Below are 16,233 nucleotides of genomic sequence, written 5' to 3'. Positions count from 1 at the left end.
CGGCGGCACCCGCACCGCCCGACGCGGTCCCCGCACCGCCCGACGCGGTCCCCGCCCCGCCGGACGCGGCCCCCGCCCCGCCCGACGCGGCCCCCGCCCCGCCGGGGCAGTAGCCGGCCGAAAGCGGCTACGCACTCTGCGCCGCATTGAGTTGGTGCAGGGTGCCACCGGCGTGAGATGAAAACTGCGCCGGATGCGCGGCGAGTTCAGCCGCGTAGGCGGCGGCGCTGGCCACTTCCTCCGCGGCAGCGTGTTCGACGGCGTGCCGCTCCTTCACCTGGCGGGCCACATCGAACAGGTTCCACAGATTCTCCCCGGTCACCGAGACGCCGCGCGCACCGGAGCGCCGGGTGCGACCGCGCACGAGCATGTAATTGGTCTGGAACACTTGCCCGCCGACCCGCTCCTGCGCGTCGTGAAAGAACACGACGTTGGAGACCGGGCCGGTGCCATCATCGAGGCTGATGAAGACCACGCGGCGGCCGCCGCGCATCGGCGGTGTGTTTGTGGCCCGACGTACCCCGGCAAGCAGCACCTCGGTGCCGCCGGGCAGGTTGCCCAGCTCGCTCGCCGGGGTCACCCCCAACTCCTTGAACAGCGCGTGAAAGCGCTTCATCTGGTGGGTCGAAACGGCCAGGTTAAGGTCGAGCAGCTCCAGATCGGTCTGGGTGCGGCCACGCAGCTCGAGCGAGGTGATGGCGCCGGCACGGTCGCCGGAGTACCGCGGCACCGGCAGCTCCACCTCGAATGCGAGCTGGTCGGCGCGAATGACCACGGCGGTGCCGCGCAGCGACTGGATATGCGCGAGCAGTTCGTGCCGCCGGGCCCGGTCGTAGCCGATGAACGTGTCGAGGGCGCCCACCCGGGCGAGCGCCTCGAAAGTGCGCCGACGGGGGTGTACCCGGTCGCGAAAGTCCTGTAGCGACCCAAATGGCTGATGCCGAGCAATGCGTTCCCGCTCCGCCTCCGTGCTGCCGACCAGTTCCGGCAGCGCCAAACGGATACCCTGGCTCCCGTCGGCGAGATCCTCCACCCGGTAGTCCAACGCGCTCGACTGCACGTCGAGGGGGAGTACCGGTACCCCGAGCACCCGGGCCTCGGCGACGATGAGGTCTTTGGGCCACATGCCGGGGTCGTGAGTGAGCAGCCCGGCCAGAAAGGCCGCAGGGTGGTGGGTTTTCAGCCACGCCGACTGGTAGGTGGGCAGAGCGAAGGCGGCGCCGTGGGCCTTGGCGAAACCGAAGCTGCCAAACCCGGCCAGCACCGTCCATACCTGGTCAATGACGGCAACGCTGAACCCACGCGCAAGCGCCCGTTCGCGCACGTACTGTTCGATCTCGGGGAGCTGCTCGGGCTTATCGAGGTGGCGGCGAAAGACATCCGCTTTGCCCAGGCCGCAGCCGGTGAGTTCGTCGAACAGTCGCATGACCTGTTCGTGAAAGATGACAACGCCGTTGGTTTCGCGCAGAATCGGCTCGAACCGGGGGTGAATATAGTCGGGGGCGACCTCGCCGTGCCGGGCCTGCAGATATTTGAGCGGCATATTGTTCTTCATCGGGCCGGGTCGAAACAGTGAGATCTCCACGGTGAGGTCGTTGAACACCTCCGGTTGTAGCTTGCCGACGAGCTCCATCTGGCCGGGGGACTCGATCTGAAAGATGCCGAGGGTGCGGGTGGAGCGAATGAGCTCGAACGTCTTCGCATCGTCGAGGGGGACCCGGTCGAGGTCGATGCTCTCGCCGGTGAGCCGGTGATGCTCTTCAACGGCGTGCGCCATCGCCGACTGCATACGCACGCCGAGAATGTCGAGCTTGATCAAACCCATCGGGTCCATGTCGTGCTTGTCGTACTGCGACATCGGCAGGCCCATACCGCTCGCCTGCACCGGGGTGCGATCGAGCAGGCTCGCGTCGGAGAGAATCACACCGCAGGGATGCACCGAGATGTGCCGGGGGAGCCGGTCAAGCTTGGCGGTGAGGTCGACGAGCAGGTCGAGCTGTTGCGACTCGCGCACCTCGGCGGCGAGGGCCTCGAGTTCGGGCTTCTCTTCGAGGGCGCGGCGAAAGTCGCGGGCGTTGAACCGCCACATCTGCTTGGCGATCACGTTGATCTGGGCATCGGGCAGGCCGAGGGCGAGACCGGCGTCGCGCACTGCGCCACGGCCGCGGTAGGCGTTGGTCATCGACATGAGCGAGACCCGGTCGCTGCCGAAGGCACGAAACACCTCGCGGTAGATGTCGTGGCGCCTGGCTGACTCGACGTCGATGTCGATATCGGGCAGCGTCTGGCGTTGGGGGGAGAGAAAACGCTCCCAGAGCAGCCCGTTGCCGATGGGTTCGACCGAGGAGGTGCGCAACGCGTAGTTGAGCACCGAGCCGACCCCCGAGCCGCGCGCTTGAATGCGGATGCCCATCCCGCGAATAATGTCGGCCACCCGTGACACGGTGAGAAAGTAGCTGGCAAAGCCTAAGTGTTCGACCGTTTTCATCTCGTGGGCGAGCTGGGCGTGGGCCGCTTCGACCGCGCGCGAGCCGCTCGCGGAGTACAGGTCGGCGATACCGCTTCGAGCGCGCCGCCACAATTCGGTGACCGGGTCGCCGGTGACGCCGATGATGCGCGCTTCCGGCATGCGCGGGCGCCCCAGCCCGATATCGAGAACCGGGTCGAGGGTGCACCGGTCGGCGAGCTGCTCGGTGTCACGCAGTAACCGTTCGAGCGCCCCGTCATCGTGCAGACCGGCATCGACGACCATGCGGGCCACCTGGCGCATCGCTCCGGCCGGTTTGAGCCAGGCCTGGCCGTTGGTTTGGGGGGTTTCGAGTTCGGCAAGCGGCAGCAGAAAGCGTGCAGCATCGGCGAGATCGGCGGTGACCGCCTCGTCGGGCGTGCCGTACCGCACGGCATTGCTGAGCACTGCGGGCAGCCCGGCGTTCTCGGCGAGGGCGAGCATGCGCGTGGCCGGGGTCACGCTGCCGACAGCGCCGCTTTCGGCCAGGTGACAGACGATTTCGAGTACGACGGCCTGAGCGGGCAGGGCCCGCTGCCAGCGGGCGAGCCGCGCCGCAGCATCTGAATTGTCGCGGCGGGCGATGGCGAGGCCGACGTCGGAGTCGGGGCCGAGCAGCACGGTGAGCGAGGAGAGGCCGGCCAGATCGGCCAGGCGGGAGCGCGAAATGCTCGGTCCGGTACTGCCGGGCGTGAGCGCGGAGCGTTGACCGGCACCACCGTCGTGGGCGGAGCTGACCGCCCGGCAGAGCGCGGCGTACCCGCGACCCTCGGTATTGCCGTGGGCGAGCACGACCACTCGGCCGAGCGGGCGATACTCCTCGTCGTGCACGGCGAGTTCGGCGCCGAGCCCGGGGCGGATACCCACGGCCACGCAGGCTCGCACGTGTTTGACGGCTCCGTAGAGTCCGTCACGGTCGGTAACTGCCAAAAAATTCGCGCCCTGCGCGGCCGCCTGCTCGGCCAGGACTTCGGGAAGCGTTACCCCGTAGTGGGTCGAATAGGCGCTCGCGACGTGTAGGTGCGCGAAGCTCGTAGCCAGTGCGTTGCTCATCCCCAGTCCAATGCTAAAGTCCAGGACCCGTCAATGCCGCGGCGCAGGTCGTAGCGGTGTTGTTCTTCGCCGCCGCGACTGGCATCGAGCCGCCACAGCTCGGTGTCGATGCGGGTGGGGGTTCCTTCGTTTTCCCACCATCGGGTGCGTTTGAACACGGCCTGCGGTTGTCCGATGACGGTGTGTTCGAACCGATTCCAGATGAATGCACGTGGGTCGCCGTCGGCGGACAGCTCAACGTCGACCGGTGCGTCAATAATTTGGGGCAAGGTGGGCTCCCTAGGCTCGTGACGGGTGATAATGGTAAAAACCTGATGAGCGATGGTTAAAAAACTCCTGCAATGAGTTCGAACAAAATCTTGTTGAAATCAATGACTATCGAATATTTCTTCTAGGTAAAAGTGTATGTCACCCCACCGACATGCGCCATGGGCGATTGCCCGCGGCCCGGCTGACGCTCGCGATCTACGATGGCCAGATGATCGAAGTAACACCGAACGGCAGTGCACCGACCGAAAGCTCACCCAGCACAGCGCAGATCACCAGGGAGCTCGCCCAGCGCCTGGTCGAACAGCTTGCGCCGAGCCTGGTGCACAACGTGAACATCATGGATGCGACCGGCATGATTATTGGCTCGATGGACGCCGCCCGCATCGGTACCCGGCACGATGGAGCCCGGGACGCGGCGTTCCGCGGGGAAGCGGTACACATCGCCCCCGGTGACGAACACCCAGGCACCCGGCCGGGCGTGAATATTCCGCTGATCCTCGAGGGCCACGTCGTGGCGGTCGTGGGGGTCACCGGAACCCCCGCCGAGGTTCTGCCGGTCGCGCAGGTGCTCGTGCTGACCGTTCAGATGCTGCTCACCCAGGAACGGCTGCGCGACAACGCGTCGTGGCGAGAATCGGCGACCCGGGACATCCTCTCGACACTGTCGCTGGGTAAACTCACCGAAAGCCGCCTGATATCCGGATTGCGGGGCATCGATATGCCCCTGCAGCCGCCGTGGAACCTGACCGGAGTTTTCAACACTGCGCTCGGCGCGAACCAGTCGGTGTCGCTGCTGCGCCAGCTGCGCGAGCTCTCCGGGGTGGTGGCCGCCGATATCAACGGCGCCGTCTGGGTGCTGAGCGGGTCGTCGACGGCGATCGGTTTGTCCCTGCTCCGGCAACGCCTGCAACAGTCCCGCGTGCAGCCCCTGTGGTTTCTGACCGGGCGGGTCGGCGCAACGATGCCGCAACTCACTGGTGACGCCGAGCGGCTCGGCGCGCTGCTGGCGCGGCCTGGACTGCTCGTCCCATTCACCACGGAGGCCACCTCAGAGATTCGGCTCGACTCGCTGGGGCTCGAACTTGCGATCGCCGGCCTACCCGAGGCCATGATCGACGACCTCGCCGCATCGGTTCTCGCCCCGCTCAGTGACACCCTGCGCGAAACCGCCCGGATGTTTCTCGGCAACGAACTTTCGATTGCCGGCGCTGCGCGAGCGCTCGGCGTGCACCGCAATACCGTCGTGCAGCGACTCGACCGCATCGAAGTGCTCACGACCCTCAATATGCGGCGTTTCAGTTCCGCCGTCTCGATGCGGGTTGCGCTGGCGGCCGACGACGCTCTTTATGTGCACGGTACACAGTAATTGTCTCGAAACTTAGCGAAAAATGTGGGTTCACTCCACCTGAATATGTGCGCGATTGTGACCTAGCCTGAACTAATGAATGATCACCCGGCAAGGAAGCCGCTCACCATAGTCATCGCACCGGATTCGTTCAAGGGAAGCCTCAGCGCTGCTGCTGCCGCCGCAGCCATGGCCGACGGGGCCCGTGACGCCGCCATCGCCCTCGGTCTGCCGCAGGCCCAGATCACGCTCTGCCCAATGGCCGACGGCGGCGAGGGGACCCTCGATGCCATCGCCGCCGTCTGGGAGGTCGAGCCCCGCACCATGCTCACCGTCGATGCGCTTGGCCGCAGCCGACTGGCCCGCTATGCGCGGTCAGCCGATGGCCGGATCGGCCTGATCGAGGCAGCCGAGTCCAATGGTCTGCCACTGGTAGCGGATGCCGCACCCCAGCCCCAGCGTGCCGACACCTTCGGCGTCGGCCTGATCGCCCGCGAACTGCTCGACCAAAACGTGGAGGAGATTCTGCTCTGCGTCGGCGGCTCGGCCAGCACCGACGGTGGATCCGGTCTGCTCGCCGCGCTCGGCGCACGCTTCCTCGATGCGGCCGGAGAAATCGTCGCTCCCGGCGGGGCCGGCCTGGCGCAGATCAAGTCGATCGACCTCGCCGGACTACACCCGCACGCCCGCGCCGTGCGCTGGCGTGTCGCCGTCGACGTGAATAATCCGCTCTGCGGCCCGACCGGCGCCGCCGCGGTGTTCGGCCCGCAAAAGGGTGCCGCGCCGAGTGACATTGCCGAGCTCGACGCCGGCCTGGCCCACCTCGCCGCCATCGTGCTGGGCGAAACCGGTGAGGACATGACCGACCGGCCCGGTGCGGGAGCGGCCGGCGGTATGCCGGCCACCCTGGTGCCGTTGCTTCGCGCCGAGCTGGTTCCCGGCTCCACCCTGGTAGCGGATGCCGTCGGCCTGGCCGACAAAATCGCCAACGCCGACCTCGTGCTCACCGGGGAAGGCAGCTTCGATTCCCAATCCCTCGGCGGCAAGGTAGCCGTGGCTGTCGCTCGTCTGGCCCCGGCAGGATGCCCGGTCGTCGTCATCGCGGGACGCGTGGCGCTGCCTGCGGCCGACACCGCGGCATCCGGGGTCACCGCCGCCTTCTCGATCGCCGGCGGACCGGCGACCCTCGACGACCTGCAGCACCACGCTGCCGAACGCGTGCGCGACACGACGGCGCACGCCGTCGCCCTCTTCCTTCAGTCCCACTAGTTGCCGCTCCACCCAGAAATAGAAAGGCCGTCTCAATGCTGAGCATTGCCATCCTGGTGACTCTCGTCGCCGCCATCGTCTTCGCCACCGCGAAGCTGAAGATCAATCCTTTTCTCGCTTTGCTCGCCGCGGCCTTGGTCGGTGGTTTCGCGTTCCGGTTGCCGGTCGACACGATCGCCCCGACCATCACGACGGCCTTCGGCGCCACTCTGGGCAACATCGGTCTGATCATTCTGTTCGGCACCATCATCGGGGTGATCCTTGAGCGCACCGGCGCCGCCATTGCCATGGCCGAAGCCCTTATACGGGTGTTGGGCACCCGATTCCCGACCCTCACCATGAGCGTCATCGGCTTCATCGTGTCGATCCCGGTGTTCTGTGACTCCGGCTTCGTCATTCTGAATTCGCTCAAGAAGTCGCTCGCCGCCCGCGCCAAGGTGTCGCTGGTGGCGATGACGATTGCGTTGATGACCGGCCTCTACGCCACCCACGTGTTCGTGCCGCCGACCCCCGGACCGCTCGCCGCCGCCGGCAATCTCAACATCATCGACCAGCTCGCACTGATCATCGGATTCGGTCTGATCGCCGCCGCGGTCTCCGCGGTGGCCGGGCTGCTCTGGGCGAACCGGTTCCTGAAGAAGAACATCGAGCTCATGCCGGAAGTGGCCGGCGAAGAAGACGAGCAGGACTACGACAAGATTCGCGCCTCCTACGGCAAGCTGCCCAACGCGTTCATGGCTTTTTTGCCGATTCTCGCGCCGATCCTGCTGATCTGCATCGCCTCGATCGCCAAGCTTCCCACGCGGCCGTTCGGCGAGTCCGGCCTGTACATCGCCGTCGTCTTTCTCGGCACCCCGGTCATCGCCCTGGCCGTCGGCTTGCTCGCCTCCCTGTTCCTATTGCGGGGCAAGGGCAAGCTCGACATGTTCGGCGAACGCGTCACAGAGGGCATTCGCATCTCGGCACCCATCCTGCTGATCACGGCCTCCGGCGCCGCCTTCGGAGCCGTTCTCGCGGCCTCCGACCTCACCGACTTCCTCGGCAGCTCCCTGTCGACCCTCGGCCTCGGGCTCGCCGTGCCGTTCCTGATCTCGGCCGCGCTCAAGACTGCCCAGGGTTCATCCACTGTAGCGATGGTGACCACCTCGGTGCTGCTGTTGCCCCTGCTGCCGGCGCTCGGCCTTGATTCTGACCTGGGCAAGGTGCTTTCTGTGCTCGCGATCGGCGCCGGCGCCATGGTGGTCTCGCACGCCAACGACAGCTTCTTCTGGGTAGTGTCGCAGCTCAGCCGTATTCCAGTCGCGACCGCGTACCGCACGCTCACCCCCGCCACGGCAATTCAGGGTGTCGCCGGTTTCGCCGCCGTTTGGGTGATCGGCCTCTTCGTTTTGTAGGCCTGTGTGCCCGGCGACACCGAGCGTTCATGTTCGGTTAACCGCCGGGACACCGAGCGGCGGGAAGGTGGTTCCGCCCCCAGTTCGGGGGCTGACCCCATGAGGAGCGCTCGCATGTTGAATCGTGAATCCACCGGCCCCCGTCAGCACGCGACCGATCGTGATCGACCGTTGCTGCCGCTGCTTCCGATGCAGGGGCACACGCTCGGCAAACGCAGCGCGGTCACCTGCCACCTCAAGTGTGCTGACGCCTGCTTCCACCCGGTGCCCAACGAGAGCAAGAACGACTACTTTCGCGACATCGTCGGCGCTGCACTGAGCCGCCGTTCCCTGCTCGTGGGCGCGGGCGTCGGCGCTGCGGCGATCGTACTCGGGTCGGGCCAGTCGGCACCAGCGATGGCGGCACCCGGCGGTCCGGCCAGCCGTGGCCTCGCATTCACGCCGATCGCGCCCGTTCCGGCCGCAGTCGACGCATTCTCGGTGCCCGCCGGCTATGCGTGGAACCCCATCATCCGCTGGGGCGACCCGCTGTTCGCCGCCACCGATCGGTTCGACCCAGAACACCAGACGGCCGCGTCGCAGGCGCTCCAGTTCGGCTACAACAACGACTACCTCGACATTCTCGAGGGTCCGGGGCGCAAGGGGCGGGACGGCATCCTCGTCACCAACCACGAATACACCAACGAGAACATCATGTTCGCACCCGCAACGACACCGGCCGAAGCGGATGAGCAGCGTCGCATTGCCATGATGGCCCACGGCATGTCCGTGGTCGCCCTCGAACGCAAGCGCGCCGGCCAACCCTGGACCTACCGGGTGGGTGACCGCCTCAACCGGCGCATCACCGCGAGCACGCCGTTCACCGTCACCGGTCCGGCCGCCGGCAGTGATCTGCTGAAGACGAAGGGCGACCCCGCGGGACGCACCGTGCTCGGCACCCTCGGCAACTGCGCCGGCGGCACCACGCCCTGGGGGACGGTACTCTCCGGTGAGGAGAACTTCAACGGATACTTCCGCACCACCGGCACCAGCACGGCTGATGCCCGCTACGGTCTGGCCAACCGTCCGACCGGTCGGCTCTGGGAGCGGGTCGACGACCGCTTCGACGCCACCGTCGCCGGCAACGAGAACGAGCCGAACAGATTCGGCTGGATCGTGGAGATCGACCCGGAGGCACCGAACGAGCCCCCGGTCAAGCACACGGCCCTCGGCCGGTTCAAGCACGAGGGCGCCAACGTTATCGTCGGAAAGACCGGCCATGTCGCCGCCTACATGGGCGACGATGAACGCTTCGACTACCTCTACAAGTTCGTCTCCTACGACCGCTTCGACAAGAAGAAGAGCCCGAAGGCGCGCACCCACAACAAGACGTTGCTCACCCGCGGCTCCCTGTACGTGGCCCGGTTCGCGGGCAACTCGCCGGCCGCCGAGATCACCGGCACCGGCCAGCTGCCCGCCGACGGACTCTTCGACGGTACCGGCCAGTGGGTGGCGCTCGTCATCGACGGCGTCTGCCAGGTTCCCGGCTTCACCACGGATGATGCGCTCGTGAACACGCGCCTGGTAGCGGATGCCGTCGGCGCCACCAAAATGGACCGCTGCGAGGACGTCGAGCCGAGCCCGGTTACCGGAAAAATCTATGTCGCCTGCACCAACAACACCGATCGCGGCCTGCCAGGCAAGGAGGGCGCCACCGAGCCCAACCCGCGGGCCATCAACCGCGATGGTCACATCGTGGAGATCACCGAAACCGGATCTGACGCCACCTCGGTGACCTTCGACTGGAATCTGCTGCTCGTCTGCGGCAACCCGAAGACCAACACGAGCACCTACTTCGCCGGTTTCCCGAGCGACAAGGTGTCGCCGATATCCTGCCCGGACAACGTGGCCTTCGACACCGAGGGCAACCTGTGGATTTCCACCGACGGCGCACCGAGCACGATCGGATTCTGCGACGGACTGTTCAAGGTTCCGCTCGCCGGCCCCGAGCGCGGGCGGGTGCAACAGTTCCTCGCGGTGCCGCGCCAGGCGGAGACCTGCGGGCCGGTCATCCGCTCTGAGCAGTCGATGGTTTATGTCGCCGTGCAGCATCCGGGGGAGAACGGCAGCTGGGCCGCCCAGTCCAGTCGATTCCCGGACTACGTTGCGCTGGGTGCGACCGCGCCGGCTGGCGCGTGGGCCGGGCCGCGGCCATCCGTCGTGCAGGTCTGGAAGCCCTGATTCGCTCCCCGTTCTGGTCGTTCCTTAGGCCAGAACGGGGGCCACGAACTGGGAGTTGACCGATTGTAATTTCTCAGATCCGTGGTGAAGTAAAAGGGCTGCAGTCAGAATCGGCAGCGCTCACCCATTGTGGAGAAGGTCGTCTGGCCTGCTCCACGAAGAAAACGAGGAAGGTAGTTCATGACGGGGAACAGAGCAGTTGCCTACAAGAGCGCCGGAGTCGTCGAGGTCATTGACATCGACTACCCCACGTTCGAACTCAAAGACGGACCGGGCGTCAACCCGGCCAACGTCGGCCGGAAGGTGCCACACGGCGTCATTCTCAAAACAGTAACCACCAATATTTGCGGCTCCGACCAGCACATGGTGCGTGGCCGCACAACCGCACCGGCGAACCTGGTGTTGGGTCACGAAATCACCGGCGAAGTGGTCGAAGCCGGCCCCGACGTGGAATTCATCAAGGTGGGCGACATCGTGTCGGTACCGTTCAACATCAGCTGCGGTCGCTGTCGCAACTGCAAGGAACGCAAGACCGGCATCTGCCTCAACGTCAATCCGGACCGTCCGGGCAGTGCCTACGGCTACGTCGACATGGGCGGTTGGGTGGGAGGCCAGGCCGAATACGTGCTGGTTCCCTACGCCGACTGGAACCTGCTGAAGTTTCCCGACCGGGACCAGGCGCTCGAAAAGATCATGGACCTCACCATGCTGTCGGACATCTTCCCGACCGGATTTCACGGGGCCTACACTGCCGGTGCCGGCGTCGGATCGACCGTCTACGTGGCCGGTGCCGGCCCGGTGGGCCTCGCGGCCGCCGTCTCGGCGCAACTGCTCGGCGCGGCCGTCGTCATCGTCGGTGACATGAACGCGGACCGCCTCGCGCAGGCCCGCAGCTTCGGCTGCGAGACCATCGACCTCAGTAAGGGCGAGCCGGGAGAGCAGATCGAACAGATCCTCGGTGTGCCAGAGGTTGATGCCGGTGTCGATGCCGTCGGATTCGAGGCGCGCGGTCACGGTAAGGACGCCGACCACGAGGCCCCGGCTACCGTGCTCAACTCGCTCATGACGGTCACCGCGGCCGGCGGTGCCCTCGGCATTCCGGGCCTCTACGTCACGGGCGACCCGGGGGCCAAGGAAAAGGCGGCCCAGGTGGGCTCGCTGTCGATTCGTTTGGGACTCGGCTGGGCCAAGTCGCTGTCCTTCACCACCGGCCAGTGCCCGGTGATGAAGTACAACCGCCAGCTGATGATGGCGATCCTGCACGACAAGGTACAGATCGCCAAGGCCGTCAACGCCAAGGCCATCAGCCTCGAAGATGCCCCGCGTGGCTACGCCGAATTCGACGCCGGCGCGGCGACGAAGTACGTGCTCAACCCCAACGGGTACGTCAAGGGCTAACAACAGGTAAGCGGATGGCCCGCCCGGGAATTCTCGCGGGCGGGCCATTCCTGTCTGCGTCCATCAGCATCCACTTAGAACCGGCGTTCTGGGCAACCCCGTGCGGGGCGCGGGGTTAGGGTGGAAACATGACCGGCGCCGACCTTACAGAACCAGCTCCGCGCTTCTATCGAGAGCGCGCGGACATTCCATTGACCCTCGAACCGCCCACCGGCGCCGTGACCGACCGGATGAACCGGCCGTTGCATGACCTGCGCCTGAGCGTCACCGACCGCTGCAACTTTCGTTGCGTGTACTGCATGCCCAAAGAGATTTTTGGCCGAGACTTTGCGTTCATGGAACACGACGAACTCCTCAGCTTCGAGGAGCTGACCCGGCTCGCTCGCGTGGCCGTCTCCCATGGCGTTGAGAAGATTCGGTTGACCGGCGGTGAACCACTGCTGCGCAAGGGGCTCGAAGATCTCATCGCCCTGCTGGCCGAGCTGCGCACTCCCGACGGACGTGAGATCGACATCGCGCTCACCACGAACGGGTCGGCGCTGGCCGTCAAGGCGCAGGCGCTCAAGGATGCCGGCCTGAAGCGAGTCACCGTGTCGCTCGACTCGCTCGACGACACCACGTTTCGCACCATGAACGACGTGAAGTTTCCCGTTGCGAAGGTACTGAACGGCATCGACGTGGCCGAAGCGGTCGGGCTCGGCCCGGTCAAGGTCAATATGGTCGTACAGCGCGGCAAGAACGACCAGGACATCGTGGCCATGGCCCGCCATTTCAAGGACACCCCCTACATTTTGCGGTTTATCGAATTCATGGACGTCGGCACCAGCAACGGCTGGGAGATGGGCGCTGTCGTGCCGTCGAAGGACGTCATTGCGCGCATCCATGCCGAGTTGCCGCTCGAAGAGATCGCTCCGAACTACAGCGGTGAAACCTCCCGCCGCTGGCGCTACCAGGACGGTGGCGGCGAGATCGGCGTCATCTCGAGCGTGACCCAAAACTTCTGCCAGACCTGCTCGCGGGCGCGGGTCTCGACTGATGGCAAGCTGTTCACCTGCCTGTTCGCCACCGAAGGCCACGATCTGCGGGCCCTTATGCGTGGCGGCTGCTCCGACGCCGAACTCTCCACCGTCATGGCGCACCTCTGGCGGGAGCGCACCGACCGCTATTCGCAGCTGCGGAGCGCGAAGACCAGTGAGCTGCGGGCATCCGGTGCCAAAAAAATCGAAATGTCCTACATCGGCGGTTGAACGGCCCGGTGGTGGAACGGCCTGGTGACGGCGGGCGGCTGATGGCCCGGTACGCAACGCCGGTAGCATCGCGACACGCCGAGGTGTGACGCCCAAAATTGCGGCGCGCCCCAAAAAATTGCCGGTTTTACGTACCCGTGTCCCGGCGAACGCCGACCCGTGGCAGACTTTGACTATGAGTAGAATTACCGCGCGACGCAAAATTACCCGAATCACCGTCGGTGCCCAGCCTCTGGCTGGCGAGGACCTGCTCGCCGTCGAGGAACCCCTGGAAATTCGAGTGAACGGGCGCCGTCTCGCTGTCACGATGCGCACCCCGGGCAATGACATCGACCTTGCGGCCGGGTTTCTGGTCTCGGAGGGCGTCATCACGCAGGGTGACGACTTCAATTCGGCTCGCTACTGCGCCGGGGCCGTCGACGGAGTCAATACCTACAACGTGTTGGACGTCACCCTGGGTGCCGGCGTCGCACCGCCGGCGCCCAGCCTGGAGCGCTCCCTCATCACCAACAGCTCCTGTGGCCTGTGCGGCAAGGAGAGCATCGATGCCGTACGCACCAAATCAGTCTTCGAGATAGCGGATGACGCGGTGCAAGTGACTGCCGAATCGCTGACGACTTTTCCCGAGAAACTGCGCGCCGGGCAGAACGTGTTCGAGAAGACCGGCGGCATTCACGCTGCCGGGCTGTTCGATGCCGCCACCGGCGAACTTCTCGTGCTGCGCGAAGATGTCGGCCGGCACAACGCCGTCGACAAGGTCATCGGCTGGGCGGTCAAAGAGAACAGGCTGCCGCTGACCGGCACGGTTCTCATGGTGTCGAGCAGGGCGAGTTTCGAACTCACCCAGAAGGCCCTGATGGCGGGTATCCCGGTGCTCGCGGCGGTCTCGGCCCCCTCGTCACTCGCCGCGGAGTTCGCCGCCGAGGTCGGCATGACCCTGGTCGGCTTCCTCCGCGGCAACTCCATGGTCGTCTACGCTGGCGGCAACCGGATCATCGATGCACAGCGTGACGAGCAGGCCGCCTAGCTCAGGCTAGGCGGTGGCGCCGGCTGCAACGAAGCGCACGGTCATGGCCTTGTAACCGGGGGTGTTCGATTCGCGGGCCACGAGCTCGCGGTGCATGAGCGCGTTCGCCTCCGGAAAATACGCAGCTGCGCAGCCACGCGGTGTCGGATAGACCACGAGGCGGAACGTGTCGGCACGACGCTCAACACCCTGGTACGTGCTGATCACATCGACCATGTCGCGGTCGGCGAAGCCCAGCTCGGTGACGTCGTCTTCGTGGATGAGGATGACGCGACGCCCGTTCTTGATGCCGCGGTAGCGATCGTCAAGCCCGTAGAACGTGGTGTTGTACTGGTCGTGGCTGCGGATGGTCTGCAGAATCAAGTGACCCTCTGGCGCCGACAGGTACTCGATCGGGCTCACCGTGAACCGGGCCAGACCAATATCGGTGGCAAAGCTGCGCGTATCGCGCGGCGGGTTGGGCAGCACGAACCCATTCTTGGTCTTGAGCCGAACGTTGAAATCGACGAAGCCGGGTACAACGCGGGAGATGTGGTCGCGAATGACGTCGTAGTCTTCGGCCATCGCCTTCCAATCGACCGCGTGGTCGTCTCCGAGCGTGGCGTGGGCCATGCGGGCGATGATTACCGGTTCGGCCAGCAGGTGCTCCGACACCGGGTCGAGGCGTCCCTGAGTGGTGCGAACGACCGACATGGAATCTTCCACCGAGAGCACCTGCCGGCCAGACGGATGCTTGTCATCGGTATCCGTACGGCCGAGCGTCGGCAGAATGAGCGAGGTCAAACCGTGCATGACGTGCGAGCGATTGGGCTTGGTGGAGACGTGCACGGTGAGACCGACGCGCTGCATGGCCTTCTCCAGGAGCTCGGTATCGGAGCAGGCCAGGGCGAAGTTGCCGCCCATGGAGACGAACACGTCAACGCGGTCGTGCACGAAGGCATCCACCGTATCGACGGAGTCGAGACCGTGCTCGCGAGGGGACACGATGCCGAACTCGGCGTCCAGGGCGGCGAGCATGGCCTCTTTCGGCTTCTCCCACACACCCATGGTGCGGTCGCCCTGCACGTTGGAGTGGCCGCGTACCGGGCACGCTCCGGCGCCGGGCTTTCCGAAGTTGCCCTGCAGGAGCAGTAGGTTGATGATCTCCTTGAGAGTGTTCACCGAGTGTGGCTGTTGGGTCAGTCCGAGCGCCCAGCAGATGATGGTGGCCTTGCTCGCGATGAGCAGTTGCGCCACCGTCTCGATTGAGGCACGGTCCAGGCCGGTCGCTTTCTTCGTCTCGGACCAGTCGATCACCGAACGAGCCGCGCGGTAGGCGTCGATTCCGTCCGTGTTTGCGGCGACGAACTCGTGGTCGATGACCGATCCTGGCACGCGCGCTTCTTCTTCGAGCAGCAGGTGGCCGAGTGCCTGGAACAGGGCCAGGTCGCCCCCGACCTTGATCTGCAGAAACTCATCGGCCAGGTTGGTGCCCTTACCTACGACACCCTTCGGGGTCTGCGGGTCCATAAAGTTGAACAAGCCAGCTTCGGGCAGCGGGTTGACGGCCACAATCTTGCCGCCGTTGTCCTTGCACTCGGCCAACGCCGACAGCATGCGCGGGTGGTTGGTGCCTGGGTTCTGTCCCACCACCAAAATGAGTTCGGCCTGGTGAATGTCCTCGAGCGAGACCGTGCCTTTTCCGATACCGATCGTGGGGTTCAATGCCGAGCCGGAGGACTCGTGGCACATATTGGAGCAGTCGGGCAGATTGTTGGTGCCGATCGACCTGGCGAACAATTGGTACATGAACGCCGACTCGTTGGCGGTGCGGCCCGAGGTGTAGAAGACGGTGCGGTCGGACACGGTGGCGCGAATCTGCTCGCCGATGAGCTCGAAGGCGTCATCCCAGGAGATCTGCGAGTAGTGCGTATCGCCCGGGCGAATGACGACGGGGTGCGTGATCCGGCCCTGGTTGCCGAGCCAGTATTCGGTCTTGGTGGCGAGCTCGGCGATGGAATGCTCTGCCCAGAACTCGGGCGTCACCGTGCGCAGCGTGCTCTCTTCAGCGACGGCCTTCGCGCCGTTTTCGCAGAACTCTGCGGTCTTGCGGTGTCCCTGGGATTCCGGCCACGCGCATCCGGGGCAGTCGGTGCCGTCGCGCTGATTGAGGCGCATCAGGGAACGCGCGGTGCGCACGATACCGGCCTGGGCGATACCCCGATCGAGTGCCACCACTACGGCTTCGACGCCCGCCGCGTGGGTCTTGGGCGCGGTGACGACCAAATTATCTTCGTTGATGTCTTCAATCGGAGCAGAACGTGTCATACAGCTATCCTGCCTTGCCGGCGAGGGGAAATACCCCCGATCTGCGAAATGGGTGAGGATTTCGATGACATTTCGCTCGATACGTTCGTATAGTGTTCTTATTCGCAGACATTGCAGACCCCGTCACGTAGTATGCTCACGGTCACCGTGGGCACCCTGACACGCACAACACAGTCGTTATTCGCCCCCTGCAGCAA

General features: G+C 65.4%; 10 protein-coding genes. 7 read left to right on the top strand and 3 right to left on the bottom strand.

What is annotated here, in order from left to right:
* Nucleotides 1-127 precede the first annotated feature (127 nt).
* Together E3T39_RS08675 and E3T39_RS08670 are read right to left on the bottom strand one after the other, a co-directional pair.
* Nucleotides 128-3,559: a DNA polymerase III subunit alpha gene (locus E3T39_RS08675; protein ID WP_134514426.1), complete on the bottom strand. Its 3,432-nt coding sequence runs from the start codon at nt 3,557-3,559 to the stop codon at nt 128-130.
* Complete coding sequence (locus tag E3T39_RS08670; protein ID WP_134514425.1) at nt 3,556-3,828, bottom strand: hypothetical protein; 273 nt, start codon at nt 3,826-3,828, stop codon at nt 3,556-3,558. The genes E3T39_RS08675 and E3T39_RS08670 overlap by 4 nt, the downstream gene beginning before the upstream one ends.
* Nucleotides 3,829-4,037: 209 nt before the next feature.
* Between E3T39_RS08670 and E3T39_RS08665 the strand changes: the two genes are divergently transcribed.
* The 7 genes from E3T39_RS08665 to fdhD all read left to right on the top strand — a co-directional run bounded on the left by E3T39_RS08665 (nt 4,038) and on the right by fdhD (nt 13,729).
* On the top strand, nt 4,038-5,195 hold the full coding sequence (locus tag E3T39_RS08665; protein ID WP_166784093.1) for a CdaR family transcriptional regulator: 1,158 nt from the start codon (nt 4,038-4,040) through the stop codon (nt 5,193-5,195).
* A gap of 75 nt (nt 5,196-5,270) precedes the next feature.
* A complete protein-coding gene (locus tag E3T39_RS08660) occupies nt 5,271-6,443 on the top strand; it encodes a glycerate kinase (RefSeq protein WP_134514421.1) in 1,173 nt (390 codons plus the stop codon).
* A gap of 35 nt (nt 6,444-6,478) precedes the next feature.
* Complete coding sequence (locus tag E3T39_RS08655; protein WP_134514419.1) at nt 6,479-7,837, top strand: GntP family permease; 1,359 nt, start codon at nt 6,479-6,481, stop codon at nt 7,835-7,837.
* A gap of 189 nt (nt 7,838-8,026) precedes the next feature.
* Entirely contained in the window at nt 8,027-10,057 is a 2,031-nt protein-coding gene (locus E3T39_RS08650) for a PhoX family protein (RefSeq protein WP_241979618.1), read from the top strand.
* A 180-nt stretch (nt 10,058-10,237) separates the two neighbouring features.
* Complete coding sequence (gene fdhA / locus E3T39_RS08645; protein WP_134514416.1) at nt 10,238-11,455, top strand: formaldehyde dehydrogenase, glutathione-independent; 1,218 nt, start codon at nt 10,238-10,240, stop codon at nt 11,453-11,455.
* Between the two features lie 128 nt (nt 11,456-11,583).
* Nucleotides 11,584-12,702 (top strand): GTP 3',8-cyclase MoaA, encoded by a 1,119-nt coding sequence (moaA, locus tag E3T39_RS08640; RefSeq protein ID WP_134514414.1) that lies wholly within the window; start codon nt 11,584-11,586, stop codon nt 12,700-12,702.
* Between the two features lie 175 nt (nt 12,703-12,877).
* Nucleotides 12,878-13,729, top strand: coding sequence for a formate dehydrogenase accessory sulfurtransferase FdhD (fdhD, locus tag E3T39_RS08635; RefSeq protein WP_134514412.1), 852 nt, complete (start codon nt 12,878-12,880; stop codon nt 13,727-13,729).
* Between the two features lie 6 nt (nt 13,730-13,735).
* On the opposite strand, the gene E3T39_RS08630 is transcribed toward fdhD, so the two are convergent.
* Entirely contained in the window at nt 13,736-16,036 is a 2,301-nt protein-coding gene (locus E3T39_RS08630) for an FdhF/YdeP family oxidoreductase (protein WP_134514410.1), read from the bottom strand.
* Nucleotides 16,037-16,233: the final 197 nt, after the last annotated feature.

Source organism: Cryobacterium suzukii, from assembly GCF_004403185.1.
Taxonomy (GTDB): Bacteria; Actinomycetota; Actinomycetes; order Actinomycetales; family Microbacteriaceae; genus Cryobacterium; species Cryobacterium suzukii.
Note: the sequence above shows the minus strand (reverse complement) of the source record. Positions and strands in the feature narration are given on the sequence as shown.